Raw genomic sequence first — 24,175 nt, 5'->3', positions numbered from 1 at the left:
ACACCGACTTCCTCTGTGAAAGATTTGAATGAATGGTTAGGGAAGGTGCGAATAAGCGGGGAAATTCTTCTCGGCTGACTCAGTCATTTCATTTCTTCATGTTTGAGCCGATTTTTTCTCCCGTAAATGCCTTGAATCAGCCTATTTAGACCGTTTCTTCGCCATTTAAGGCGTTATCCCCAGTTTTTAGTGAGATCTCTCCCACTGACGTATCATTTGGTCCGCCCGAAACAGGTTGGCCAGCGTGAATAACATCGCCAGTTGGTTATCGTTTTTCAGCAACCCCTTGTATCTGGCTTTCACGAAGCCGAACTGTCGCTTGATGATGCGAAATGGGTGCTCCACCCTGGCCCGGATGCTGGCTTTCATGTATTCGATGTTGATGGCCGTTTTGTTCTTGCGTGGATGCTGTTTCAAGGTTCTTACCTTGCCGGGGCGCTCGGCGATCAGCCAGTCCACATCCACCTCGGCCAGCTCCTCGCGCTGTGGCGCCCCTTGGTAGCCGGCATCGGCTGAGACAAATTGCTCCTCTCCATGCAGCAGATTACCCAGCTGATTGAGGTCATGCTCGTTGGCCGCGGTGGTGACTAGGCTGTGGGTCAGGCCACTCTTGGCATCGACACCAATGTGGGCCTTCATGCCAAAGTGCCACTGATTGCCTTTCTTGGTCTGATGCATCTCCGGATCGCGTTGCTGCTCTTTGTTCTTGGTCGAGCTGGGTGCCTCAATGATGGTGGCATCGACCAAGGTGCCTTGAGTCATCATGACGCCTGCTTCGGCCAGCCAGCGATTGATGGTCTTGAACAATTGGCGGGCCAGTTGATGCTGCTCCAGCAGGTGGCGGAAATTCATGATGGTGGTGCGGTCCGGCAAGGCGCTATCCAGGGATAACCGGGCAAACAGACGCATGGAGGCGATTTCGTACAGAGCATCTTCCATCGCGCCATCGCTCAGGTTGTACCAATGCTGCATGCAGTGAATGCGTAGCATGGTTTCCAGCGGATAAGGTCGCCGGCCATTACCAGCCTTGGGGTAAAACGGCTCGATGACTTCCACCATGTTTTGCCATGGCAGAATCTGCTCCATGCGGGACAAGAAAATCTCTTTTCTGGTCTGACGGCGCTTACTGCTGAATTCACTGTCGGCGAAGGTAAGTTGATGACTCATGATGAACCCTGTTCCATGGCTCCAGATGACAAACATGATCTCATATCAGGGACTTGTTCGCACCTTCCATAAGGCTCTGGCGGAGCTGGGGAAAGCAATAAAAACCATTTTCTTATGCCGGTATATTGGCTCCGAAGATCTTCGCATTGAGATAAATGAAGGGCTGAACGTAGTGGAAAACTGGAATAGTGCAAATGCGTTCATTTTTTATGGTAAAGGCGGAGAGGTGGCGACAAACCGTCTGGAAGAGCAGGAGTTGTCTGTTCTGGCGCTGCATCTGTTGCAGATTTGCCTGGTCTACGTGAACACGCTGATGATCCAGCAGGTACTCCATGAGCCCGTATGGCTGTCACGAATGAAGGCAGAAGACTTCAGAGCACTGACACCGCTGATTTACGCTCATGTAAACCCCTATGGGATATTTGAGCTTGATATGGAAACAAGGTTACCGATCGACGTGGTTGCCTGAAAGTTGGCAGTTATCGCAGCTACCCGGTCACTGCCCCCTTCAGGCGGGATTCATACAGCGGCCAGCCATCCGTCATCCATACCACGACCTCAAAGGCCGACAGCAGGCTCAGAAGACGCTCCAGTGTGGCCAGAGTGCGTTCACCGAAGACGTGCGCCACAACCGTCCTCCGTATCCTGTCATACGCGTAAAACAGCCAGCGCTGACGTGATTTAGCACCGACGTAGCCCCACTGTTCGTCCATTTCAGCGCAGACAATCACATCACTGCCCGGCTGTATGCGCGAGGTTACCGACTGCGGCCTGAGTTTTTTAAGTGACGTAAAATCGTGTTGAGGCCAACGCCCATAATGCGGGCGGTTGCCCGGCATCCAACACCATTCATGGCCATATCAATGATTTTCTGGTGTGTACCGGGCTGAGAGGCGGTGTAAGTGAACTGTAGCTGCCATGTTTTACGGCAGTGAGAGCAGAGATAGCGCTGATGTCCGGCAGTACTTTTACCGTTACGCACCACGCCTTCAGTAGCTGAGCAGGAGGGACAACTGATGGAGATGGAAGCCACGGGAGCACCTCAAAAACACCATCGTACACTAAATCAGTAAGTTGGCACCATTACCTAAATCCCCGGGACAACCACAGAATCCCACAATTATCTCGCTTATCCCTGTTCATTTATCTCACTTCTAATCACCAGGCAGCTCAACGAGAGGCCACGAAAAACACCAGACTATGAATCACCCGCAGAGCGGTTCAATGAGTGTGTTGCATCCATCGGTTGAACTCACAGCCGAAAGCGCAAAGTCGGTCGGCGCAGGTGAATCTGGCGGTGGCGTTCAGTCATTACAACGAGCATCATCCCTACCGTGCGCTGGGGTAGCGCTCACCACGGGAATATATACGCAGGAAGTTATCGCAACCGTAAGGGAGAAAAAGCGTCTGGATATATAGGGTCAAATCCACATTACATAAAACTGGCATGGCCGATCCACCATACCAGAACGAATAAATTCTCTCTTCCTGAGTAGAACGCGATTATTGCCCGTAATACGCATTCACCCCGTGCTTACGCAGGAAGTGTTTATCCAGCAGCGTCTGCTGCATACTGTCAACGCCGGGCTGTAGCTGACGGGTGAACAGATTCATATAGGCGATCTCTTCCAGCACTACGGCATTATGCACGGCATTATCCGCATCGATGCCCCAGGCAAAGGGACCGTGGCCGTTGACCAGCACCGCAGGGATATCCTTCGCGCTAATCCCCTGCTGATTCACCGTTTCCACAATGACATTCCCGGTTTCATGCTCATACTGACCGTTAATTTCCTCATCGCGCATCAGCCGGGTGCAGGGAATCGTGCCATAGAAATAATCGGCGTGAGTGGTGCCCAGCGCCTTCAGCGGCTGACCGGCCTGCGCCCAGATCGTCGCGTGGCGAGAATGAGTATGTACCACGCCGCCGATATGCTCAAAGGCACGATACAGCACCAGATGCGTCGCGGTATCGGAAGAGGGTTTTTTATCACCCTCTACCACTTTCCCGGTTTGCAGATCGACCACCACCATATCTTCCGGCCGCATATCTTTATAATCCACGCCGGAAGGTTTAATCACCACCAGACCGCATTTACGATCGATTCCGCTGACGTTTCCCCAGGTAAAGGTAACCAGCTTGTGGGCGGGTAATAATAGGTTTGCTTCAAATACCTGTTGTTTTAATTTCTGCAGCATAGTTTAACCTCACGTAATAAAAAACTTATTTGCAGATGACGAATAAATCGCTGCAAATATTCATTTCATCAATTAAGAAGGAGTGAATGGTTTATTACGTTACGTCTAATACTCCGCGGCGAAAAGCCTGTGGGAATGGCAAAATTAGCCAAACAAACGAAAACGGTCGAATTTGGTCAAAAACGGGCATTTATGACTTGACCGTTTATGTTGATTTAAAGCTGTTAATGAATTTTTATCTGCAATAACGCCCGCTTTTAAGTGATAAAAATCACATTAAAATGCAAAAAATAAATAAAAACATCAATGTATTGTGATATTTATCACGTTATGGTATATGAAAAACCCAGCGATCAGGTTTCTTGAAATCAGTCACTTTAAAAATAACTGAAAAGTATGAATATTAGGCCATGTGATAAGCAATGGAATCGGGCTATTTATGTTACAGGCTGAGCGTTATAAGATGATTTGTAGCTATGTGCAACAGAATGGCTCCGCGCTGGTTGCTGAACTGTCGGCTATGTGCAGCGTTTCGCAGGAAACTATCCGCCGCGATTTAAATCTGCTGGAACGTAACAAGAAACTGATTCGCAGCTTTGGCGGCGCAGTGTCACTTGATGACTATGATGACCGCACCCGGCCCGTGCAGAATGCTTTCTACAAAGCGGATACTATTGATTGGGCAGAATCGTTACGCAAAAGAACGGAAGAACATCCCGATATCAAGATGAAACTGGCCAAGGCTGCGCTGCAGTTTATTCAACCCGGCGACTGCATCCAGCTGGATAACAGCAGCACCTGCTGGTTCCTGGCACGACAGATCCCGGATATTGATATCACCGTCGTAACCAACTCGCTCAAAATCATCCAGGCGCTGGCCTGCCGCGATAAAGTGCGTATTATTGGCTGCGGAGGTGAATACTCTGAACGCCACGAGGATTTCCACGGCCCGGTGGCGGAAAGCGCGATTCGTAACTTTCAGATCAATACTTTCTTTTTCTCCTGTCAGGGACTGAATCTGGAAAATGGCATTCGTGACGGCAGTGAAATTAACGCCCGCTTAAAGCAGGTGATGCTACAGGTTTCCGGCAAGAAAATTCTGCTGGCCGACTCCAGTAAATTCGATCAGTTCGCATTTTGTAAGATTTGCATGCTCGATGACATTGACATTTTAATCACCAATAAAGTGGCTGAAGAAAGAAACTGGGGAGACAGTCCTGAATTTAGTGTGATTGAAGTTGATAAATAAGTTCTTTAGCAAAAATAAAACCCGTCCGTTCTGGCTCAATTAACCAGAACGGTTTTATTACCGTCAATAACAGTAAAAGTTGTAATAAACCGGAACCGAAATACACTATCACCATTGTTTTATTCAATGGCTAAAGCGGATTAATGCATACTTTGCGTTAGCCGTTGCCGCTCATTTTATTTAGCAACGCGCGGTGTAATGGCGAAGGGGAAACCAACCAAATAACGAACTATTAGGCAACGATGAAAATTAAAATAACCTTCTGAGGATCTAATAATGAAAAAATTACTCTTACCCTGTGTAATCGCCTCACTGATCGCTTCATTTTCCACCTGGGCTGATGACGCAGCGGTCCCTCAAAAAGCCAACAAGCCTTTTACCATGGGCGTGGTGGTGAAAGTAGGTGGGATTCCCTGGTTTAACGTGATGGAACAGGGGATTAAAGAAGAAGGTAAAGCCCTGGGTGTGAACGCCTGGCAGGTGGGGCCAACCACCGCCGATCCGGCCGAGCAGGTGCGCGCCATTGAAGATTTGATTGCCAAGAAAGTGGATGTGATTGGCGTGGTACCAAACGACGCCAAAGTGCTGGAACCGGTACTGAAACGCGCGCAGGAAGCGGGTATCAAGGTTATTACCCACGAATCACCGGCACAGGCCAATGCGGACTGGGACTTTGAATTGCTCGACACCCAAACCATGGGCGCTAACCATATGAAAGATATGGCTGCCTGCATGGGTGAAGAAGGCAAATATGCCATGTTCGTTGGCAGCCTGACCGTTCCGCTGGTAAACGACTGGGCCAACGCGGCCATCGCCTACCAGAAAGAACACTATCCGAAAATGCAGCTGGTTGAAGACCGTTTTGGCGTCGCCGAATCGGTAGATGACTCCATGCGTACCGCCAACGACCTGATGTCAAAACACAAAGATCTGAAAGGCATTATGTCCTTCGGCTCGCAGGGCCCAATCGGCGCAGGCCGCGCTATCGACAAGCGTAAGAAAAACAATGATATCTGCGTCTTCGGTACATTTACCCCGGGTCAGGGCATCAAGCTGCTGGAGAAAGGAGCGATCGATGGCGGCTATATCTCTAACCCGATGACCGCCGGCAAGGTCTTTGTGCAGGTGGCGACGGCGATGATGAACGGAGAACCGATCAAAGACGGCGTCAAACTGGGCGACATGGGCGAAATCAAAATAAAAGGCAACACCATCCTCAGCGATAACCCGGAAAAACTGGATGTGGAAAACACCAAACGTCTGGTGAAACTGGGCCTCTGACCCTGAGCCGTATCGCCGGAGCCTTTGCGCTCCGGCTTTATTCACGTCTAACACCAGGGCAAGAACGATGCTTAATAATAACAATGTCGATAATGCCGCCGCGCTGATCACGCTGAACGCGCTGTCAAAAAGCTTTGGCGGTCATCAGGCATTAAAAAACATCACGCTGACCTTAAACCAGGGCGAAGTCCACTGCCTGGCCGGAGCCAACGGCTGCGGTAAAAGTACACTGATTAAAACCATCAGCGGCGTCTACGCGCCCGATGCCGGCAGCGAAATCATCATCGACGACAAAACCCATGCTCGCCTGACGCCCGATCGCGCCAGGGCCTTAGGCATTCAAGTGATTTATCAGGACCTGTCGCTGTTTCCGAATCTGACCGTCGCCGAAAACATTGCCTTCGAATACAACCTTAAGGGCTATTTCGGCTGGTTTAAGCAAAAAAAACTGAAAGAAAAAGCGCAGCAGATCCTCAACGAACTGGCGTTCAATATCGATCCGGACGCGCTGGTGCAGCATCTTCCAATAGCCCAACGTCAGCAAATCGCCATCTGCCGCGCGTTGGTTGCAGATGCCCGGCTGGTGATTATGGATGAGCCCACCGCCTCGCTGACACGAACCGAAGTGAACCAGTTGCTGCGCACAGTGAACTACCTGCGTGATAAAAACATCACTGTGGTCTTCGTCAGCCACCGTCTGGATGAAGTGAAAGAAATTTCCGACCGCATTACCGTGATCCGCGACGGCGAGAAGATCGGCACCTGGGACGCCGCCGCCCTATCCACCGGCAAAATCACCGAGCTGATGACCGGATTAGTCATTGAACACCAGCAGAAGCTGCCGAACGCCGAACTGGGTAAAGTGGTGCTGGAGCTGAATCACCTCAGCCGCAAAGGCCAGTTTGACGATATTTCCCTCCAGCTACATCGTGGCGAAGTACTGGGTCTGTGCGGCCTGCTGGGCTCCGGCCGTACCGAGCTGGCGCTGAGCCTGTTTGGTATCACTCATCCCGATAGCGGCAAGATCCTCCTTGATGGTAAACAGGTACAGATCAAAGACAACACCCAGGCACGAGAAATGGGCATTGCCTATGTTTCAGAAGACCGTCTGACGCTGGGTGCCATTCTGCCGCAGTCGGTTGCCGACAACATGGTGATTTCCATTCTCGATGAGATCAAAACACCGTGGCATATGATCGATGAACAGCGCAAAGACGCGCTGGTGCAGGAGTGGATCAAAGATCTGGATATCAAGGTGACCAACCCGGATAACCCGCTTTCAACCCTTTCCGGCGGCAACCAGCAGAAGGTGGTGCTGGCGAAATGGATACTCACCCGGCCAAAAGTGTTGATTCTTGATGCGCCCACCGTCGGCGTGGATATCGGTGCGAAAGACAGTATCTACAAGTTGATCCACCGCCTGTCCGGCGTCGGTATTTCGGTGCTGCTGATCACTGATGAAGCCCCGGAAGCCTATTACAACTGCGATCGCGTGCTGCATATGAAGCAGGGAAAAATCATTAACGAGTTAATTCCTTCAACGCTGAGCGAACATCAATTCGCGGAGGCCATCAATGGCTAACATTTTTAAAATGCCACGTTCGGTCGAAGGCTGGCTGGGCTGGGTTATCGCGTTAATGCTGGTGCTGTTTTCAACCTTAAGCAGCGAGTTTTTGTCGATCCAGAATCTGCTGGATTTGACCGAAAGCTATGCCGTAACCGGGATTTTCGCGCTGGGTTTATTTGTGGTGCTGGTGACCGGCGGCATTGATATTTCCTTCGCCGCCGTGGCTTCCGTAGCGCAGTATTTTATTGCCTCACTGTTGCTCAACGATGTGATTGCCAGCCCACTGCTGTGCATCGTGCTGGCGATTGTCTGCGGTGTGGTCTTCGGGCTGATTAACGCCGTGCTGATCTACTACCTCAATATCGTCTCGATCATTATCACCATCAGTATGCAGTCGCTGCTGTTCGGCATGCTGATGTGGATTACCAACGGTCATAGCATTTACGACCTGCCCGACTGGTGGATCAGCCAGCGCACTATCCTGCCCTTCGAATACGGCGGCGAAAGCTACCAGGTGGGCTTGCCGGTGGTCGTGATGCTGGGCATGGCGCTGCTGACCTGGCTGCTGCTGAATAAAACCCATATCGGTCGGCAGCTCTACGCCGTCGGCGGCAGCAACGAATCCGCCCGTCGTATCGGCATCCGCGTCTCCGTTATCTATCTGTTTGCCTACGGCTATCTGGGCGCGTCGGCGGCGATTGGCGGCATGCTGCAGGCGTACCGCATGAGCGAAGTGGTGCCTAACGCGCTGGTTGGCGGCGAGCTGGATGTGCTGGCTGCGGCGGTGTTGGGCGGTGCCAGTCTCTCAGGGGGCAGAGGCTCGGTGATCGGCACGCTGATGGGCGTATTCCTGATCGGCATTCTGAAAAACGGCCTGAACCTGATCGGCGTTTCCAGCTATTTCGTCAACATCGTGATTGGCGTCGTTATCGTCGCCGCGATCTGCGTCACCCACTACAAGAAACGCAAAGAAACCGATGTCGGCTTCGTCTGACGGAGACTGTTTAATGAAAAATAAACCCTTTTTACCTCTGGACGGTACCAGCACCGGTCTGCTGGCTATCTGCCTGATTGCCACGGTGGCCTTTTCACTGGCGATGCCGGGCCGCTTTCTGACCGAAAACACCTTTCTGAGCATTGCGTTTCAGTTGCCGGAACTCGGCCTGCTGACCTTTGCGATGTTTGTACCCATGCTGAGCGGCGGCTTGAATCTGTCGATTATCGGCACAGCCAACCTCACCAGCCTGTTTATGGCCTGGCTGCTGATCAACTACATTCCGGTTGATGCCAGCATCGGCATTCAGTTGATGTGGCTGGTACTGGCGCTGCTAGGCGCGGCGGGGATTGCGGTGCTGATTGGCGTACTGACCGGGCTGATGATTTCCCGCGTGGGCGCGCACCCGATTCTGGTGACCCTCGGCAGCATGACCATTATCAGCGGCATTGGGGTGTACCTGACCAAAGGCGCGGCGCTGAGCGGCATGCCGCCGATCGTGCGCAGTATGGGATCGGAAGTGATATGGGGAGTCCCGGTTCCGCTGATTATCTTTATCGTCGCCACCGTATTTTTGGCCTTGCTACTGGGCAGAACGCGCCTCGGCAAAAATATCTACATGTGCGGCAGCAACATTAACGCCACCTGGTTCAGCGGCATCCGCACCGACCGAATCATGATGGCGATTTACGCCATTTCCAGCCTGCTGTGCGTGCTGGCGGGGCTTATCATGATGGCCCGCTTTAACTCGGCGCGCATGGGCTACGGAGACTCCTATCTGCTGCTGACGGTGCTGGCTATTGTGCTGGGCGGAACCGATCCGTTCGGCGGCGTGGGCAAAATTATCCACGTCTTCTGTGCGCTGCTGGTGCTACAGGTTATTGCCACCGGGCTAAGCCTGGCGGGTGTCAGCCTGCACTTCAATCTGGCGGTATGGGGCATCACGCTGATTTTCGCCCTGGCGTTCAAATTCTTTAAAAACAAATGGCAGGCGCAGCGGGCAATGAAGCTGAACCAGAAAAAGCACCGGCAGTTGCTGGCAACACGTGGGGAAAGATAATGCGTAAGCATCCATTAGGGATTTACGAGAAGGCCCTACCGAAAGGGACCAGTTGGGTGGAGAAACTGGCCGTGGCGAAATCCTGCGGGTTTGATTTCGTCGAGATGTCGGTGGATGAAAGCGATGAACGCCTGGCGCGCCTGGACTGGACGCAGGCAGAGCGCATGGAGATCATCCAGGCGATTCAGCAGACCGGCGTGCGTATTCCCACCCTGTGCCTGTCGGCACACCGCCGCTTCCCGTTCGGCAGCCGCGACGCGCAGACCCGCCAGCAGGCGTATGCCATTATGGAAAAAGCAGTGCGGCTGGCGCAAGATTTGGGCATCCGTACCATTCAACTGGCAGGCTACGACGTCTATTACGAACCACAGGACGACGACACTATCGCCCGCTTTGAGGACTCCGTGGCCTGGGCCGTTGAACTGGCCGCCGGGGCACAGGTGATGTGCGCGGTGGAAATCATGGACACGCCGTTTATGAACTCCATCAGCAAGTGGCAGGCGCTGAATCAGAAAATTAACTCGCCATGGTTCACCGTCTATCCCGATATCGGCAACCTCAGCGCCTGGGGAAATGAGGTGGACAGCGAGCTGACCGGCGGTATCGATCGCATTGCGGCTATCCACTTGAAAGATACGCTGCCGGTCACGCCGGACTCGCCGGGCCAGTTCCGCGATGTGCCGTTTGGCGAGGGCTGTGTTGATTTCGTCCAGTTCTTTAAAACCCTGCGCCGCCTGAACTATCGCGGCACCTTCCTGATTGAAATGTGGACGGAAAAAGCCGACGAGCCACTGCTGGAAATCATTCGCGCCCGTCGCTGGATTGAAGACAAAATGGCCGCAGCCGGCTGGGGTGAAACTCGCGCCGCGCTGCTCAGCCCGGAGGCAGTATGAGCCACTACTTTATGGGAGTTGATTTAGGTGGGACGGTAACCAAAGCGGGGATTTACACCGCGGACGGTCTGGAGATCAAAGTCGTTGAGCTGGCAGTACCGCTGCTCAGTGAACAGATGGGGTTCTGCGAACGCGATATGGCAGAGCTGTGGTCCGCCACCAGCCAGGTGATTCGCCAGGTGTTGAAAGACAGCGGTATTGCGGCAGATGCGATTCACGGCGTGAGCTTTTCCGCCCACGGTAAGGGTCTGTACCTGGTGGATAAGCAGGGCCAGCCGGTGCGTAACGGCATCGTCTCCTCCGACTCACGCACACAGCCACTGGTCAGCCGCTGGAAAAGTGAAGGCCGCGACGCCGAAGCTTACGGGCGCAGCCTGCAACAGCTGTGGCCGTCGCATCCGGCGGCGCTGCTCGGCTGGCTGAAGGAGCATGAGCCGGACAGCTATCAGCGCACGGGCTATATTCTGATGGTCCACGACTATATCCGCTACTGCCTGACCGGCAAGTTCGCCTGCGAAGAAACCAATATCTCCGGCAGCAATTTGTTTAACCAGCAGCAGGGGGCATTCGACCCTACTCTGTTTAACATCTTCGGTATTGCAGAGATGGCGGAGAAAGCGCCGCCGGTGATCGGTTCCGCCGAATGCGCCGGATACGTCACCGAACAGGCCGCCGTGCGGTGCGGTTTAAAAGCCGGAACGCCGGTGTTCGGCGGGCTGTTTGACGTTGTCGGCGCAGCGTTGGCCTCGGGCGTACACGACAGTTCCTGCCTGAGCGCCGTAGCAGGCACCTGGAGTATTGCCACTCGCGTTTTCGACTGTATTGAACCGTCTGACTATCCCTACGTGTGGGGGAAATACTGCATTCCCGGCACTTTCTTTGTTCATGAAGGCAGTCCGACCTCGGCCAGCAACCTCGCCTGGTTTGTGCAGCAGTTCTTCCCGGATCTGCCGGACAGCTATCGCCAGCTTAACCAGTGGGCGAAAGACGGCTACGAAAAGGATCTCAACATCCTGTTTTATCCGTGGCTGTACGGCTCCAACTTCCACGATAGCCTGCACGGTGGCTTCCTTGGCTTAAGCGGCCACCACAGCCGGGAAGACATTATCTACGCCATCTATCAGGGCATCGTCTTCTCACATCTGCTGCATCAGGATCGCGTGCAAGATCTGGGCACAGGCAGCGACTTCATCCGCTTTACCGGCGGGCCAACTCATTCGAATATCTGGATGCAAATGTTTTGCGACGCCAGCAACCTGCCGCTGGAAATCGTCGACGTGAAGCAGTCCGGCTGCCGCGCGGCAGCGATTTGTGCGGCGGTGGGGGCCGGTGAATACAGCGATTTCCAGACGGCAATGAAGCACTGCCAGCCGCCCACCCTTCGCCTGGAGCCAAACCCGGCTAAACACGTAATGCTGAGAAAACGCTTCGAGCGCTTTAAGCAGATTGCGCAGGCATTAAGTGAAGTGAAGTGAAGTGAAGTGAAGACTCCCGTCTGACGGTCATGACTCCAATTTATGGGTAATGATTTATCGTCAGATAATGTCCAATGACTTTGTCATGCAGTTCCACCGATTTTGAGAACGACAGCGACTTCCTGCCCAGCCTTGCAAGATGCTGCCTCAGATTAAGATTATGTGCTGCGTATACCGATTGCTGATAACGTGCAGCTTCCGCACATCGATTTTTGCTATCACGGCCGAAATTCAGGAAATGAAAAAAATGGGTAATGCTGCCAACTTACTGATTTAGTGTACGATGGTGTTTTTGAGGTGCTCCCGTGGCTTCCATCTCCATCAGTTGTCCCTCCTGCTCAGCTACTGAAGGCGTGGTGCGTAACGGTAAAAGTACTGCCGGACATCAGCGCTATCTCTGCTCTCACTGCCGTAAAACATGGCAGCTACAGTTCACTTACACGGGGTCTGAGGGCCAATGGAACGAAAACGTACGCTAAGGAAATAACCAATTGTTATAATTGAGGCACTGTTGCAAAGTTAGCGATGAGGCAGCCTTTTGTCTTATTCAAAGGCCTTACATTTCAAAAACTCTGCTTACCAGGCGCATTTCGCCCAGGGGATCACCATAATAAAATGCTGAGGCCTGGCCTTTGCGTAGTGCACGCATCACCTCAATACCTTTGATGGTGGCGTAAGCCGTCTTCATGGATTTAAATCCCAGCGTGGCGCCGATTATGGCACTGTTGCAAAGTTAGCGATGAGGCAGCCTTTTGTCTTATTCAAAGGCCTTACATTTCAAAAACTCTGCTTACCAGGCGCATTTCGCCCAGGGGATCACCATAATAAAATGCTGAGGCCTGGCCTTTGCGTAGTGCACGCATCACCTCAATACCTTTGATGGTGGCGTAAGCCGTCTTCATGGATTTAAATCCCAGCGTGGCGCCGATTATCCGTTTCAGTTTGCCATGATCGCATTCAATCACGTTGTTCCGGTACTTAATCTGTCGGTGTTCAACGTCAGACGGGCACCGGCCTTCGCGTTTGAGCAGAGCAAGCGCGCGACCATAGGCGGGCGCTTTATCCGTGTTGATGAATCGCGGGATCTGCCACTTCTTCACGTTGTTGAGGATTTTACCCAGAAACCGGTATGCAGCTTTGCTGTTACGACGGGAGGAGAGATAAAAATCGACAGTGCGGCCCCGGCTGTCGACGGCCCGGTACAGATACGCCCAGCGGCCATTGACCTTCACGTAGGTTTCATCCATGTGCCACGGGCAAAGATCGGAAGGGTTACGCCAGTACCAGCGCAGCCGTTTTTCCATTTCAGGCGCATAACGCTGAACCCAGCGGTAAATCGTGGAGTGATCGACATTCACTCCGCGTTCAGCCAGCATCTCCTGCAGCTCACGGTAACTGATGCCGTATTTGCAGTACCAGCGTACGGCCCACAGAATGATGTCACGCTGAAAATGCCGGCCTTTGAATGGGTTCATGTGCAGCTCCATCAGCAAAAGGGGATGATAAGTTTATCACCACCGACTATTTGCAACAGTGCCACGCTACTTCACCGACGGTTTGCGTGACATCACTTCGGACCGCCGCTGGGCGATCCTTGCCGTCTGTGTTGTGGAGTGGGAAGCGGCGATTGCTGATGCCATAGTCGAAACCCATGACAGGATCGTAGGAAAAACCTGGCGGGAAGCGAAGCGCCAGCATGACGAAACAATTTCCGGCTCTAAAGCCACACTCACGGATACGATCCGTACCTTCACCGCGCTGGGAGCTTCGTTGCTTGAGGCCCGCAGTGACGGAACCCCGCTGGAGATGGCTGTCGCCAGTTCGGTTGCATGGGACCGGCTCGCTCAACTGGTAGCGACAGGGACTCAACTCAGCAACACGCTAGCCGATGAGCCTCTTGCATATGTCGGGCAGGGATACCATCGCTTTCGTCGTTATGCGCCCCGCATGTTGCGCTGTCTGAAGCTCGAAGCCGCGCCGGTCGCCGGACCATTGGTAGCAGCAGCTTTGTCGATCGGAGAGATGAAAGGTGTTGCATCGCCAGAAAGGCGTTTCCTGCGGCCCAACTCCAAATGGAACCGTCATTTACGAGCTCAGGAAAAAGGAGATACCCGTCTTTGGGAAGTGGCGGTACTCTTTCACCTCCGGGATGCTTTTCGTTCCGGAGATGTCTGGCTCGCTCATTCGCGCCGCTATGGTGACCTCAAGCAGGTACTGGTGCCGATGATCGCGGCGCAGGAAAATGCAAAACTGGCCGTGCCTTCCAACCCACAGGATTGGCTGGCAGACAGAAAGGCGCGACTCACGATCGCTCTTAAGCGGCTGGCCCGGGCTGCCCGTAACGGCACTATTCCGCACGGTAGCATAGAAGATGGAACGTTGCGGATCGACAGGTTGACAGCAGACGTGCCGGATGGTGCCGAGGCACTCATACTGGATCTGTATCGCCGAATGCCGTCCGTTCGGATTACCGACATGCTGCTTGAAGTTGATGCAGCCCTTGGTTTCACAGATGCGTTTACCCATCTGAGAACCGGGGCTCCATGTCGCGACCGGATCGGTCTGCTCAACGTCCTGCTCGCTGAAGGGCTCAATCTGGGCCTGCGTAAGATGGCGGAAGCTACAAACACGCATGATTACTGGCAGCTCTCACGCCTTGCCCGCTGGCATGTTGAAAGCGAAGCCATGAACCAGGCATTGGCAATTGTGGTGGCCGCGCAGGGTAAACTGCCGATGTCACGCGTCTGGGGGATGGGCACGTCAGCATCGAGCGATGGTCAGTTTTTCCCGACAGCGCGGCATGGCGAAGCCATGAACATGGTCAATGCCAAATATGGTTCTGTTCCCGGCCTCAAAGCGTATACTCACGTAAGCGACCAGTTCGCGCCATTCGCTTGTCAGTCGATCCCGGCGACCGTGAGCGAGGCACCGTATATTCTCGATGGACTACTGATGAACGAGGTCGGTCGCCATGTTCGCGAACAGTATGCCGATACAGCAGGATTCACCGACCATTTGTTCGGAGCCAGTAGCCTGCTCGGCTACAATCTCGTTCTGCGAATCAGGGATCTGCCATCGAAGCGGTTGTACGTATTTAATCCCGATACGACCCCCAGGGAGTTACGCAAGTTGGTAGGTGGAAAAGCCCGGGAGGATCTTATCGTTGCGAACTGGCCTGATATTCCGTTGTGCCGCGACGATGACCGCTGGCAAAATCAGGCCCAGCCAACTCCTGCGCAAGCTCGCTTCTTACCCACGACAAAACAACCTTGCAGTTGCGCTTCGTGAAGTTGGTCGTATTGAACGGACCCTTTTCATTATTGAGTGGATCCTGGATACGGACATGCAGCGGCGTGCTCAGATCGGTCTTAACAAGGGAGAGGCCCACCATGCGCTCAAAAATGCGCTCCGTATCGGGAGGCAGGGGGAAATTCGCGATCGCACGACAGAGGGGCAGCACTACCGAATCGCTGGGCTCAATTTATTGACTGCGGTGATCATTTACTGGAATACCGTCCATCTTGGTCATGCCGTCACGGAGCGGCGGAACGAAGGGTTGGATGTTCCCCCTGAATTTCTTCCCCACATATCCCCATTGGGCTGGGCGCACATTCTACTGACTGGCGAATATCTTTGGCCCAAGGAACCGAAAGCTTAGGGTGTCATTTCGCCCTCAGCCGGAACCGACCCCATATTGTGAATAAAAATAATTGACATAATTGTATTTAATGAAAATGTTACGCACGTGGTCATTCGGGATATGAACAAGCCAGAACCGCACTTTTCTAGCCTGTATCTCCATCGATGACTCATCGCTTTTTTACTGGATTGTGCCCGACTGAGAAGCTGCTAACTGGGGGCCGGTCGGAATGCTGTGGCGCTCAGTGCGGGTGTGAACGGCATTTATCTCTTACGAGCCAATCTCTATGTCGCTTTACAGATAAATCCGTTGACAGCGTGTCTGACGGGGGAATGTGGCGAGGTGATGAAGCTGTTTAATCGCTGTGGCTGGCTGAACTTGAGTCTGGTGACTCCCTGCCCCACCAGTATTCGCTGATGACCAGACAGGGAGTGCCAGGAAAGGGTGATTAGTGGCGGATCTGCGCCAGGTCGTCTTCAGTCAGACCGGTCATTTTTATGACGGTATTGCGGTCAATGCCGTTCTGGAGCATGGTTCGTGCAATTTTAAGGGTGGCTTCGCGCTCGCCTTTTTCAATGCCGCGTTGTTCACCGAGCTGAATCCCCTTCTCGATGCCCTTCTGTTCAAGCTGTTGTGCGATGGTCATAAGTGCGTCTCCGTGTTGCGGCACACGCTGTGCCAGTTCGCGTACAAAGGCTTCGGCGTCGGATGTTTCGCCTGCCTGCACTATATAGTGTACCAGCGATATCACCTGCGATGAAGACAAGTATCCCGCCAGCAAGATGGGTGCCAGCCGGTCGACCAGTTCTGCCAGGTCCCGCTGGTGAATATGCTTTTGCAGTAAAGTCAGGGCGGCCATGCTGCGATGGCCAGCGATTTCATCATCCGGAATGATCGTAACGTCTACCAGCGGGAAAGCGTTGCTGTAGAGTTTGCCTGCCAGCTCGGGAGCGTCAAATTCATCCAGCCAACGAGTAGAGTACGGATACGGGCTGCGCTTACCCGTATAGAACAGCACCGGTATCACCAGTGGCAGTTTTTTATGCCCTGCCTCCAGGTGGCGCTGCATGGCGGCTACCGCATAGCGTATGAGGCGGAAAGCCATATGTTTGTCCGGCGTTGACTGGTGCTCGACCAGAACATGAATATAGCCGTCGCCGGCTGTAGTTTTCAGGCTATAGAGGACGTCGCTGAAATACTGGCGGAGATCATCCTCAACGAACGAGCCTGATTCCAGTTTCAGCGTGCTGAGATCGCAGACTGCTCGCAGCTCTGCAGGCAGGTGGATTTCCATGAAATCCCGGGCAATATCCGGTTGCGTCAGGAACTGCCTGAACGTGGCATCGTGAGGAGTGGGTATGCTGTTTTTCTTCTTCATCTGCCCTGGCTCTGAAAAATGACCCGGAGATGTTATCACAGCCTGGAAAAAGCTAATATTGGCGGTGAACGGAATTGCCATTCCTTCAGGGGGCCGTTCCGGGGTGGTTCGGTCCCCTCCCTAAACCATCTTTACTCATCATCAATTACTGCCTTAGCAACTTTCTTCCCTCTCTCAGATATTCTAAAACCTCTTCTCTCCGTCCTTCTGCGGCAGCTGTATATAATGTCGCGATACCGCTGACAGCCTGATGGCGGGTTATACTGCCTTTACTGAAATCATCCAGAACAGTACAAAGGAATTCCTCCAACAACTCCTGTTCTCTTTGAGATATTCTTTCAGCCATATTCGCTCCATAAGCTTAATTGTTTGTTCTGAACCTAACGTGAATAAGTATCGTCAATCAGTATCCTGTTTATGATTGCCGTTACAGACTCTGATTACTGTCATCTTTGATACGCCAGCTAGCCGGGCTGTTTCACGCAGTGATTTTCCGTGGGCCAGACGCAGAGTGCGTATCAATTCATGTTTCTGTGCATCGGCCACCCTGCCTCGGTATTTTCCTTCAGCTTTCGCCTTACTGATACCCTCTGACTGACGGCGTCGACGGTCTTCGTAATCTTTTCGGGCAATAGCGGCGAGCATATCCAGCATCATGCCATTTACGGCCTTCAGCATGCTTCGGGTAAAGTCATCACTTACTGTGCTGGATAGCGCCAGATGGCTGGTCGGTAGATCAAGACTGACGATGGCCAGCTGCTTATCGGTAATTTGCTTTCTGAGTGTCTCCCAGCCTGCATCATCCAGGCGGGTAAGCCTGTCGACCTGTTCTATGAGAATCACATCACCAGGTTCCGCATCACCAAGAAGCCTGATCAGTTCAGGACGGTTCATTGTCGTACCGGAGACATTATCGATATACCAGCCAGCAATACGGTGGCCATTTTGGTTTGCAAATGCCTTCAGCGCATTTTTTGCGCGGCTGGCATCCTGCTCTGAAGTGGATGCCCGGAGGTAACCAAAAACGAACATATTTTGTCCTTCTGGTAACTTTTAAGTGGTCTTGCTTATAATGGTATCACTTATGTGGTAACAATAACATTCGCCAGTATTTTTTCGGGTGGTATATATAGAGCATACCCCAATGTGACTTGCTGACGCGCCCGGCGGGCTTGTCCAACCCCTCCCCTGTTCAGAAGCAAGTTCTGAACAGACTCACGGTTTGCGCAGCGGGTCAACAAAATTAAATACGATCACCAGAAATATTTTCTGGACACTTTTTCCGATAGTGCCGAAATGTCCAAGTTAGAAAACATTTTTTGTACATTCTTGGTGCATGATTGAAGGTGATAGAGCGAGGCATGGATTGAACTGGACAGAAAGCGCTGTATGTCCAATCCGCCGGGGATTTATACTGACAGTCATGATCATCACAGAAATAGAAGGGATAGCAGATGGCGCTTGAGTGGGTGGATGTGGCTGACAGTGCCGTTAAAATCGGTCTGGGCGCGTTAATCACCATTGTTGGCGGCTGGATTACACTGAAATTAACACACCTCCATGAAATTAGGAAAGAAGCAGTAGCTCAGCGACTGCGTGATATAGATAAAAAAACTGACCGCTATATAGATTTCCTTTCTTCATCGCAATTGCTAATGCAGAAATATCTTTATGAATCATGTGATCCAGGTGGCGAGGACTACACCGATTATATGCGGTTGCATAATATTGTGAGTCTCACTTCTTCGTCTGAATTACGAGTTTATGCGTTTGATACTCAGGCAAAAGTATCGCAATTTATTTTGCTCAGAAAGCCCAGTGATCTTATTGATTCCTACCGTAATGCCGCGAGAGACTCCGTTTCTATGCTTCAGGGGGTAGTTAGTGCTGAATTACTTCAGGATAAAGCTGCACTTCAGGGCAAACAACATGCATGGTGGGCGTTCTGGCGGAGGTAAGGTAAGTAAGTGAACTGAAACAACTGAACGTCCAGGCGAACGCAAATTTATTATAAATGGACATAACAGGGCGACTTCTACGGCCATGTTCCGGAGGTGATAAAATAGGGGTCTTCAACCATAAGAGGGCTTGCTTATGACACTGGACCAACTAATTGAAGTCCGCGACCGCGCTGGGCTTAACACCGCTGAACAGAGAGAAATTATATCTCTTCTTAACCAGCACCGGTTTGATTTTGGTGTAAAAGAGTTATCGGAAATTATGCCTCCCGAATTCTGCGGCTGGATCTCCAGAAGAATAAAACCGCTATCTCAGGAACAGGTAGATAAGAATAGCTGGAATTATTATAAACAGAAGATACAGGAATGGATAACGCTTATCGAATTGCATGAGGCATCACTTACCAGAGGGGAAAAGCTAAAGCGTTTTGTGGGAAAGCATAAATGGTGGCTTGGAGGCGCGTGTGGAGTTTTCGCATCAATTTCAAACGATGTGATAGCTGGCTGGATTCTTTCGTTATGGACCTGAGCTAACTGACGTGGACAGAAATACCTGAATGTCTAACCGAGCGGAGAATTAAACGAGGGATATAAAAAAGGCCGCTCAAGCGGCCTTAGTGCAGGAAATGGCTTCCAGATAAGCAATTTCTAAAATGCGGGGATCTCTGGAATTGTAAAGGCGAACGAACGATTCATAACGTTCCGCGCATCCCCGCTCGTCAGCGCGGCGGTAATACTCATTGTGGAGTTTATTTAGGCTCTTTCGCAGCAGAAGCCTACCGACGACTATCAGAGCAAACGCAATAATAAGGAAAAATGTCATCTCTACCTCCTGTAGTTATTACCCAAGACTATCAGGCCAGATCCTGCGCTGCCAGCAGAACTGGACAGAATTATCGGAGTGTCCAGATGGCGAGGGTATTAAACCAGTGACGTAAAAAAGCCGCTGGTTCGGCTTTTACTAACGGACATAAAATGTGATTTCGCATGCGAAATCTATTGCGTATCATTATTGATATCTTATATTTTCTCTGTATACTGTTTGTGTTGTCATGAAAGCGCGACAACAAACGCAGTGGCAGATAGCTGCTTCTGCACCTGGCGAAACGCCTGACTCACAGGAGTGTGTATGAAATCCCGCAATGAATTCATTTCATTATTGAAATACTCTTTCAAGCCGTGCCGCCCCTTCTCAAACATTTCGCATGCGAAATCTTAAGGATTGTTACATGACACTGAAAATTGGACCTATCGGAAAACTGATCGTTGTATGTAGTCAGAAGGGCGGAATCGTTAAATCGCAGTCATCCAGTGAAATCGCACATGACCTTCGTGAAGCTGGTTTCCGTGTGCTTGAAATTGATATGGACTGGACAACTGGTCTGACGGAGAGGGCATTCCCTGACGGCTTACCTTATGAGATAGAACGCGAACCTTTAAGTAACAGTTTTACACCCGGTGAAGCGAATACATATCAGCTTTTCTTTTCTGAAACAGAGATTCGACCGATTGAGCTTCCTGGCGGGCGCTTTTTTATCGGTGCTACCAGTGAACTTAATGAAATTAACTACCGAAACAGCGACTGCATGTTCGACTTCAGGGACCGTATTGAAGAACTGAAGAAACAGTTTGATTTTATTATTGCTGATTCAGCGCCATCTTATTCAAATGTCATGATCGCAGCGCATATGTCAGCTGATTACCTTCTGATCCCTACCCTGCTGGAGAAGCAGGCCCGTAATGCAGTTGGTAAACAGCTTACTTATATGCAGAAAATTAAGCGGAACTACAATCCTTCGCTGCAGTTCATGGGGACTTATGTGACGCAGACGCAGGTCAAAAATTATAAAAAGCCACTTAAAGAAGGATATCTGGGGCCTATTGATACACTGAACCTGAATCTCCTCATCGAGATCCTTCAGGGAAAAGGCTACTCTGAAGAATACATTCTCGCCTATATATCATTTGTACCTGCTGCTGCAAAGGAAGCGATCGAACTTGGTCTCTCATTTGATGAATATGACCCCAAATGTCTTCCTGCAATTCAGTATAAAGAACTTACTAAGAAAATTATTCTGCTCGCAGGAGGTAAGTAATGGCCAAGAAACCGTTTATGAGACGACTCCAGGCGCAGCAGGAAATGAAAAAAAATGCATCTGTTGTTTCTGATATTGAACAGGTCATTGCAAATAAACAACCAGATGAGCAGAACCATGATATAGCTGCGCACCAGATTATGGCGGATATTGCCCGACCGGATATCGAACCTGATGGACAGATAATCCGTGTCGATATAAATCTGGTTTATGCTGAAGAACAAGTGCGACCTGAAGAAGACTTCGAGGAAGATATTATCGATGGTATGGCTGATACCTTCGAAACGATAGGGATGCTTACCCCGCCTCGTTGTTATCCTCGTGACAGACGTGGCTACCAGATATGGTTAGGCGAAACGCGTGTTCGCACTGCCCGCAAGCGTGGTGATACCCACATTGATATTTATGTCGGTAAACCACCACGGGAAAGAAAAGAACGCATCATCGGTCAGCTCATTGAAAATCTGCAGCAGTCTGGTTTGAAACCATTAGCGACTGCAAAATCGTTCTATGAGCTCAAGCATGAGTTCAATATGACGGGTGAGCAGATCGCAAAAACAATGGGTAAGCCTACCTCATTTGTCAGTAAACACCTTCGTCTCATTGATGCACCAGAAAATGTTACCGCCCTTCTCCGGGATAAAATCACATCCGATGTCGATCTGGCATACACACTGATACAGGTAAATGAAAAGTCTCCCGAAGAGGCCGAGAAGCTTGTCGCAGCTGCGCGAGAGTCTGGTATTTCACGTTCGCAGGTTAAAGCTGTTCTTGATGCAGTTAAGAACAAAAGCAAAGGTGAGATTTCGCATGCGAAATCTAAGTCTCAGAACAAAAAATCAACCAAGCTTTTAGACTGTAATTCAGATGTAAAAACATGGCAGGTTGTTGTCGAGATAGACGGTCAGCAAGGGGTAATAATGACTGACCGTGCGCCAGATAAAGCTGGGTATGTGTGGGTGAAAATGGAAATTGGTGAGATTTCAGTTGAGGCTTCTGAACTACGCGTCAAAGGGATGCGCTCTCAGTGATGAAATCAACCCCGTTCACCGAAATGGCCATGGCATTCCGTGGCCAAATTGTCCGCCTCTGGGCGCTTCGATATCCCGGAACTCAATCCGAAGCAGCTGCCGCATTAACAGAAGCGGCTATCAATCTGGGATATGTTACAAGAAGCAGGCCCGTACCCGGCGCGGCGTTACTTTCATGGTCCTCTAACCCGGCTGAAACTCCGTTGTGGGCAGCTCAGACAGCGTTAACATTGATGCTCAGCATCGGCTGGAAGCCAGAAAGTAACCAGGACTGGTGTGGTATGTCGGCGCTGATATTCAGAGCTAATCGTACACTTCCACTTGAGCAGTTAGTCGCTTCCTTGCCTGATAGCATAGACAGGCAAACGGCTACCGGATGGTTCGTGGCGGCAATTGAAGAGGATGCCAGCTACCGTTACAACAGGAAATCCACATGACCTTTCAAGAGCTTGATGCTTGTATCGCAGGCTCTGGCAGACGTTCTATCGCTTCTGCATTAATCGCTTTTATTCTTGATGCGCTTGATGAAGGACAGGACGGAGTTGATCTTGATGTGTTCCAGAGCCACACGCGCTTCATTCGCAATAATGTAACAACGGTAGCCAGCTATCTGCAGCTACATGGGATTATCCATATACAGTATTACCGTGATGGTGCTGCCGAGCGTCAGTATGAGTCCGTTAATAACTACGGGCGGTGGGCAAAACAGCACTACCAGCTATCTGCAAGCGTTAAAGAACTCTATCGGCGAAATTAGATATTGAGATTTCGCATGCGAAATTTTTACAGGAGCATCACGATGCTTGACGAGAATTACAAGAGAGTTTGCAGTCACTGTTTGAAGAATGACCCGGTTCTCTTTCACATGATCATTAATGACCCGGATTCTTACAGACCATGCGACTACTGTGGTAATGAAGACCGAACCATGTCTATGCATGCATTGGGAAATAAAACTGACTGGCTGATAGAAAAATATTATTCTCCTGGCGAAGTAGACCATGAGTATGGTGTTCAGGAAGGTTCTCCTCTTATCGAGATTCTTGAACAAGAGGTTTCATCCAACATCGATGTGATTAAAGACCTTTCAAAAATACTGTTGGATTGCTGGTTCGAACGGGGAACTGAAGAACATAAATATGGTGAAGATCCACTCTTCATCTCAGCAATATCAATTTCTTCTAAGCTTTCCAACAAATGGGCTTTAATGGAAAAGAAGCTTCGTGAAAGTAATCGTTTTTTCAATCATGATGCCCTTGAAACGTTTGATGAAGTGTTCGGTTATCTCTTTGATAATCACCCTTCAGCCTTTACCGATTTCACTCCAGATACGCCTCTTTATCGTGGACGGATTTTTAAGTCCGAGGATGACATTAAGTCTGCGTTGCACATGCCAGAATCAAGGCTTGGCCCCCCTCCTTCCGATTTAGCACCTTATGGTCGGATGAACGCGAAAGGAATATCTGTATTTTATGGAGCAACATCCAAAACTAATGCCGTTTCGGAAGTCCGTCCTCCGGTCGGTAGTTTCGTAGTAGTTTCTGAATTTCGGGTACTGCGTCCTGTACGTCTCCTCGATTTGACGGTACTCGGCAGAGTGGCTGTAAACGGTGTAAGCCGTTTTGATCCTGAATATCTGGTCAGATATGAGCGTAGCCGTTTCATAGCAACACTATCACGCAAACTAGTTATGCCGGTTGTGCCTGAGCTCGCTGAATCGAACTATCTGCTTACGCAAGCTATTGCTGATTATCTGTCTATCACGGACAAATATTCACTGGATGGAATCAAGTTTTCGTCTGCTCAAATGCCTTCTGGCCAAGGGGAGGAAAACGCGTGTAATGTGATCTTGTTTCATAAGTCATCGGCAGTTAAAAACGCCAAACTCAGACGACTGGAAGCGCAAGTTTCAATGTATAGAGAAGACGATGACTACGCTGAGTTTGACCCTCAGATGACAACGACCAATCGTGATTTCAGACGAGAGTTTACCGTTCTCTCCCGAAACAAACCTCAGCAAGACGTACTTGAACTGAAGTTGGGCAGTATTGAGATCCATGAAATCAGGGGCGTTAAGTATACATCGTTAGTAACCCCGGTAGGCCATAAAGAGATAAGTTTGTCTGCCGCTGAAGCAGAGATTTCGCATGCGAAATCTGGCTATTCAGATGACGATTTCTGACGGGT

21 protein-coding genes and 7 pseudogenes are annotated in these 24,175 nt (G+C 50.9%); 18 read left to right on the top strand and 10 right to left on the bottom strand.

Annotation, left to right across the window (positions count from 1 at the left end; all coding sequences use genetic code 11):
* Positions 1 to 186 precede the first annotated feature (186 nt).
* Positions 187 to 1,167, bottom strand: coding sequence for an IS5-like element IS5 family transposase (locus HV041_RS24405; protein WP_000019403.1), 981 nt, complete (start codon positions 1,165 to 1,167; stop codon positions 187 to 189).
* Between the two features lie 67 nt (positions 1,168 to 1,234).
* Here HV041_RS24405 and HV041_RS24400 point away from each other — a divergent pair.
* Positions 1,235 to 1,636: pseudogene (locus HV041_RS24400) on the top strand (Tn3 family transposase); the annotation flags it as partial.
* Between the two features lie 34 nt (positions 1,637 to 1,670).
* Here the strand turns inward: HV041_RS24400 and HV041_RS24395 are convergent.
* Together HV041_RS24395 and araD are read right to left on the bottom strand one after the other, a co-directional pair.
* A pseudogene (locus tag HV041_RS24395) lies at positions 1,671 to 2,200 on the bottom strand (IS1 family transposase); the annotation flags it as partial.
* A gap of 470 nt (positions 2,201 to 2,670) precedes the next feature.
* Complete coding sequence (gene araD, locus HV041_RS24390) at positions 2,671 to 3,366, bottom strand: L-ribulose-5-phosphate 4-epimerase (protein ID WP_058670805.1); 696 nt, start codon at positions 3,364 to 3,366, stop codon at positions 2,671 to 2,673.
* A 439-nt stretch (positions 3,367 to 3,805) separates the two neighbouring features.
* Here araD and HV041_RS24385 point away from each other — a divergent pair, with 439 nt between their 5' ends.
* The 7 genes from HV041_RS24385 (at position 3,806) to HV041_RS24355 (ending at position 11,885) form a co-directional block, all read left to right on the top strand.
* Positions 3,806 to 4,615, top strand: coding sequence for a DeoR/GlpR family DNA-binding transcription regulator (locus tag HV041_RS24385; RefSeq protein ID WP_058670806.1), 810 nt, complete (start codon positions 3,806 to 3,808; stop codon positions 4,613 to 4,615).
* A 276-nt stretch (positions 4,616 to 4,891) separates the two neighbouring features.
* Complete coding sequence (locus HV041_RS24380) at positions 4,892 to 5,896, top strand: substrate-binding domain-containing protein (RefSeq protein WP_058670807.1); 1,005 nt, start codon at positions 4,892 to 4,894, stop codon at positions 5,894 to 5,896.
* A gap of 67 nt (positions 5,897 to 5,963) precedes the next feature.
* Complete coding sequence (locus HV041_RS24375) at positions 5,964 to 7,478, top strand: sugar ABC transporter ATP-binding protein (protein ID WP_058670808.1); 1,515 nt, start codon at positions 5,964 to 5,966, stop codon at positions 7,476 to 7,478.
* Positions 7,471 to 8,457 carry an ABC transporter permease gene (locus tag HV041_RS24370; protein WP_058670809.1) on the top strand — a complete coding sequence of 329 codons (987 nt, stop codon included), beginning with the start codon at positions 7,471 to 7,473 and terminating at the stop codon, positions 8,455 to 8,457. The genes HV041_RS24375 and HV041_RS24370 overlap by 8 nt, the downstream gene beginning before the upstream one ends.
* Positions 8,458 to 8,470: 13 nt before the next feature.
* Positions 8,471 to 9,517, top strand: coding sequence for an ABC transporter permease (locus tag HV041_RS24365; protein WP_058670810.1), 1,047 nt, complete (start codon positions 8,471 to 8,473; stop codon positions 9,515 to 9,517).
* The gene (locus tag HV041_RS24360; RefSeq protein WP_058670811.1) at positions 9,517 to 10,410 is read left to right on the top strand and encodes an L-ribulose-5-phosphate 3-epimerase; all 894 of its coding nucleotides are present in this window, start codon (positions 9,517 to 9,519) and stop codon (positions 10,408 to 10,410) included. The genes HV041_RS24365 and HV041_RS24360 overlap by 1 nt, the downstream gene beginning before the upstream one ends.
* Positions 10,407 to 11,885 carry an FGGY-family carbohydrate kinase gene (locus HV041_RS24355; RefSeq protein WP_058670812.1) on the top strand — a complete coding sequence of 493 codons (1,479 nt, stop codon included), beginning with the start codon at positions 10,407 to 10,409 and terminating at the stop codon, positions 11,883 to 11,885. Before HV041_RS24360 ends, HV041_RS24355 begins: the two co-directional genes overlap by 4 nt.
* Positions 11,886 to 11,925: 40 nt before the next feature.
* Here HV041_RS24355 and HV041_RS24350 read toward each other — a convergent pair.
* Positions 11,926 to 12,089: pseudogene (locus HV041_RS24350) on the bottom strand (IS1 family transposase); the annotation flags it as partial.
* Positions 12,090 to 12,190: 101 nt separating this feature from the next.
* Between HV041_RS24350 and HV041_RS24345 the strand changes: the two are divergent.
* Positions 12,191 to 12,337 (top strand): annotated as a pseudogene (locus HV041_RS24345) (IS1 family transposase); the annotation flags it as partial.
* A 104-nt stretch (positions 12,338 to 12,441) separates the two neighbouring features.
* Here the strand turns inward: HV041_RS24345 and HV041_RS24340 are convergent.
* Positions 12,442 to 12,603: pseudogene (locus HV041_RS24340) on the bottom strand (IS6 family transposase); the annotation flags it as partial.
* Between the two features lie 52 nt (positions 12,604 to 12,655).
* Positions 12,656 to 13,360, bottom strand: a complete 705-nt coding sequence (locus HV041_RS24335) for an IS6-like element IS26 family transposase (RefSeq protein ID WP_001067855.1) — start codon at positions 13,358 to 13,360, stop codon at positions 12,656 to 12,658.
* 64 nt (positions 13,361 to 13,424) lie between these two features.
* On the opposite strand from HV041_RS24335, the pseudogene HV041_RS24330 reads away from it, so the two are divergent.
* Positions 13,425 to 15,543, top strand: a pseudogene (locus tag HV041_RS24330) (Tn3-like element Tn5403 family transposase); the annotation flags it as partial.
* A 201-nt stretch (positions 15,544 to 15,744) separates the two neighbouring features.
* A pseudogene (locus tag HV041_RS24930) lies at positions 15,745 to 15,977 on the top strand (hypothetical protein); the annotation flags it as partial.
* Here HV041_RS24930 and HV041_RS24325 read toward each other — a convergent pair.
* The 3 genes from HV041_RS24325 to HV041_RS24315 form a co-directional block, all read right to left on the bottom strand.
* The gene (locus tag HV041_RS24325) at positions 15,974 to 16,903 is read right to left on the bottom strand and encodes an Rpn family recombination-promoting nuclease/putative transposase (protein WP_071444535.1); all 930 of its coding nucleotides are present in this window, start codon (positions 16,901 to 16,903) and stop codon (positions 15,974 to 15,976) included. The pseudogene HV041_RS24930 and the gene HV041_RS24325 overlap by 4 nt on opposite strands.
* A gap of 145 nt (positions 16,904 to 17,048) precedes the next feature.
* Positions 17,049 to 17,249: a hypothetical protein gene (locus HV041_RS24320; RefSeq protein WP_045358108.1), complete on the bottom strand. Its 201-nt coding sequence runs from the start codon at positions 17,247 to 17,249 to the stop codon at positions 17,049 to 17,051.
* Between the two features lie 53 nt (positions 17,250 to 17,302).
* The gene (locus tag HV041_RS24315; RefSeq protein ID WP_042005150.1) at positions 17,303 to 17,935 is read right to left on the bottom strand and encodes a recombinase family protein; all 633 of its coding nucleotides are present in this window, start codon (positions 17,933 to 17,935) and stop codon (positions 17,303 to 17,305) included.
* 422 nt (positions 17,936 to 18,357) lie between these two features.
* Here HV041_RS24315 and HV041_RS24310 point away from each other — a divergent pair, with 422 nt between their 5' ends.
* Together HV041_RS24310 and HV041_RS24305 are read left to right on the top strand one after the other, a co-directional pair.
* The gene (locus HV041_RS24310) at positions 18,358 to 18,861 is read left to right on the top strand and encodes a peptidase M14 (protein WP_071446649.1); all 504 of its coding nucleotides are present in this window, start codon (positions 18,358 to 18,360) and stop codon (positions 18,859 to 18,861) included.
* Between the two features lie 136 nt (positions 18,862 to 18,997).
* Complete coding sequence (locus HV041_RS24305) at positions 18,998 to 19,390, top strand: hypothetical protein (protein WP_071446650.1); 393 nt, start codon at positions 18,998 to 19,000, stop codon at positions 19,388 to 19,390.
* Between the two features lie 75 nt (positions 19,391 to 19,465).
* On the opposite strand, the gene HV041_RS24925 is transcribed toward HV041_RS24305, so the two are convergent.
* Positions 19,466 to 19,684, bottom strand: a complete 219-nt coding sequence (locus HV041_RS24925; RefSeq protein ID WP_071446651.1) for a hypothetical protein — start codon at positions 19,682 to 19,684, stop codon at positions 19,466 to 19,468.
* A gap of 406 nt (positions 19,685 to 20,090) precedes the next feature.
* Here HV041_RS24925 and HV041_RS24300 point away from each other — a divergent pair, with 406 nt between their 5' ends.
* The 5 genes from HV041_RS24300 to HV041_RS24280 all read left to right on the top strand — a co-directional run bounded on the left by HV041_RS24300 (position 20,091) and on the right by HV041_RS24280 (position 24,170).
* On the top strand, positions 20,091 to 20,957 hold the full coding sequence (locus HV041_RS24300; protein ID WP_071446652.1) for an AAA family ATPase: 867 nt from the start codon (positions 20,091 to 20,093) through the stop codon (positions 20,955 to 20,957).
* Positions 20,957 to 21,988, top strand: coding sequence for a ParB/RepB/Spo0J family partition protein (locus tag HV041_RS24295; protein WP_071446653.1), 1,032 nt, complete (start codon positions 20,957 to 20,959; stop codon positions 21,986 to 21,988). Before HV041_RS24300 ends, HV041_RS24295 begins: the two co-directional genes overlap by 1 nt.
* Entirely contained in the window at positions 21,988 to 22,425 is a 438-nt protein-coding gene (locus HV041_RS24290) for a hypothetical protein (protein ID WP_071446654.1), read from the top strand. The genes HV041_RS24295 and HV041_RS24290 overlap by 1 nt, the downstream gene beginning before the upstream one ends.
* A complete protein-coding gene (locus HV041_RS24285) occupies positions 22,422 to 22,745 on the top strand; it encodes a hypothetical protein (RefSeq protein WP_071446655.1) in 324 nt (107 codons plus the stop codon). The genes HV041_RS24290 and HV041_RS24285 overlap by 4 nt, the downstream gene beginning before the upstream one ends.
* Positions 22,746 to 22,916: 171 nt before the next feature.
* Entirely contained in the window at positions 22,917 to 24,170 is a 1,254-nt protein-coding gene (locus HV041_RS24280; protein WP_224776425.1) for an RES family NAD+ phosphorylase, read from the top strand.
* The last annotated feature ends 5 nt before the right edge of the window (positions 24,171 to 24,175 follow it).

The organism is Citrobacter sp. RHBSTW-00029 (genome assembly GCF_014104295.1).
GTDB classification, from domain to species: domain Bacteria; phylum Pseudomonadota; class Gammaproteobacteria; order Enterobacterales; family Enterobacteriaceae; genus Citrobacter; species Citrobacter youngae.
The sequence above is the reverse complement of the archived record's forward strand: the minus strand, read 5'-3'. Positions and strand labels throughout refer to the sequence as shown.

What these genes read in the sequence shown, in the direction of transcription:
- HV041_RS24375 (WP_058670808.1), top strand. Translation starts at nt 5,964, where the DNA reads ATGCTTAATAATAACAATGTCGATAATGCCGCCGCGCTGATCACGCTG.
- HV041_RS24925 (WP_071446651.1), bottom strand. Translation starts at nt 19,684, where the DNA reads ATGACATTTTTCCTTATTATTGCGTTTGCTCTGATAGTCGTCGGTAGG.
- HV041_RS24310 (WP_071446649.1), top strand. Translation starts at nt 18,358, where the DNA reads ATGGCGCTTGAGTGGGTGGATGTGGCTGACAGTGCCGTTAAAATCGGT.
- HV041_RS24405 (WP_000019403.1), bottom strand. Translation starts at nt 1,167, where the DNA reads ATGAGTCATCAACTTACCTTCGCCGACAGTGAATTCAGCAGTAAGCGC.
- HV041_RS24370 (WP_058670809.1), top strand. Translation starts at nt 7,471, where the DNA reads ATGGCTAACATTTTTAAAATGCCACGTTCGGTCGAAGGCTGGCTGGGC.
- HV041_RS24280 (WP_224776425.1), top strand. Translation starts at nt 22,917, where the DNA reads ATGTCTATGCATGCATTGGGAAATAAAACTGACTGGCTGATAGAAAAA.
- HV041_RS24315 (WP_042005150.1), bottom strand. Translation starts at nt 17,935, where the DNA reads ATGTTCGTTTTTGGTTACCTCCGGGCATCCACTTCAGAGCAGGATGCC.
- araD (WP_058670805.1), bottom strand. Translation starts at nt 3,366, where the DNA reads ATGCTGCAGAAATTAAAACAACAGGTATTTGAAGCAAACCTATTATTA.
- HV041_RS24355 (WP_058670812.1), top strand. Translation starts at nt 10,407, where the DNA reads ATGAGCCACTACTTTATGGGAGTTGATTTAGGTGGGACGGTAACCAAA.
- HV041_RS24360 (WP_058670811.1), top strand. Translation starts at nt 9,517, where the DNA reads ATGCGTAAGCATCCATTAGGGATTTACGAGAAGGCCCTACCGAAAGGG.
- HV041_RS24290 (WP_071446654.1), top strand. Translation starts at nt 21,988, where the DNA reads ATGAAATCAACCCCGTTCACCGAAATGGCCATGGCATTCCGTGGCCAA.
- HV041_RS24380 (WP_058670807.1), top strand. Translation starts at nt 4,892, where the DNA reads ATGAAAAAATTACTCTTACCCTGTGTAATCGCCTCACTGATCGCTTCA.
- HV041_RS24295 (WP_071446653.1), top strand. Translation starts at nt 20,957, where the DNA reads ATGGCCAAGAAACCGTTTATGAGACGACTCCAGGCGCAGCAGGAAATG.
- HV041_RS24365 (WP_058670810.1), top strand. Translation starts at nt 8,471, where the DNA reads ATGAAAAATAAACCCTTTTTACCTCTGGACGGTACCAGCACCGGTCTG.
- HV041_RS24385 (WP_058670806.1), top strand. Translation starts at nt 3,806, where the DNA reads ATGTTACAGGCTGAGCGTTATAAGATGATTTGTAGCTATGTGCAACAG.
- HV041_RS24325 (WP_071444535.1), bottom strand. Translation starts at nt 16,903, where the DNA reads ATGAAGAAGAAAAACAGCATACCCACTCCTCACGATGCCACGTTCAGG.
- HV041_RS24300 (WP_071446652.1), top strand. Translation starts at nt 20,091, where the DNA reads ATGACACTGAAAATTGGACCTATCGGAAAACTGATCGTTGTATGTAGT.
- HV041_RS24285 (WP_071446655.1), top strand. Translation starts at nt 22,422, where the DNA reads ATGACCTTTCAAGAGCTTGATGCTTGTATCGCAGGCTCTGGCAGACGT.
- HV041_RS24320 (WP_045358108.1), bottom strand. Translation starts at nt 17,249, where the DNA reads ATGGCTGAAAGAATATCTCAAAGAGAACAGGAGTTGTTGGAGGAATTC.
- HV041_RS24305 (WP_071446650.1), top strand. Translation starts at nt 18,998, where the DNA reads ATGACACTGGACCAACTAATTGAAGTCCGCGACCGCGCTGGGCTTAAC.
- HV041_RS24335 (WP_001067855.1), bottom strand. Translation starts at nt 13,360, where the DNA reads ATGAACCCATTCAAAGGCCGGCATTTTCAGCGTGACATCATTCTGTGG.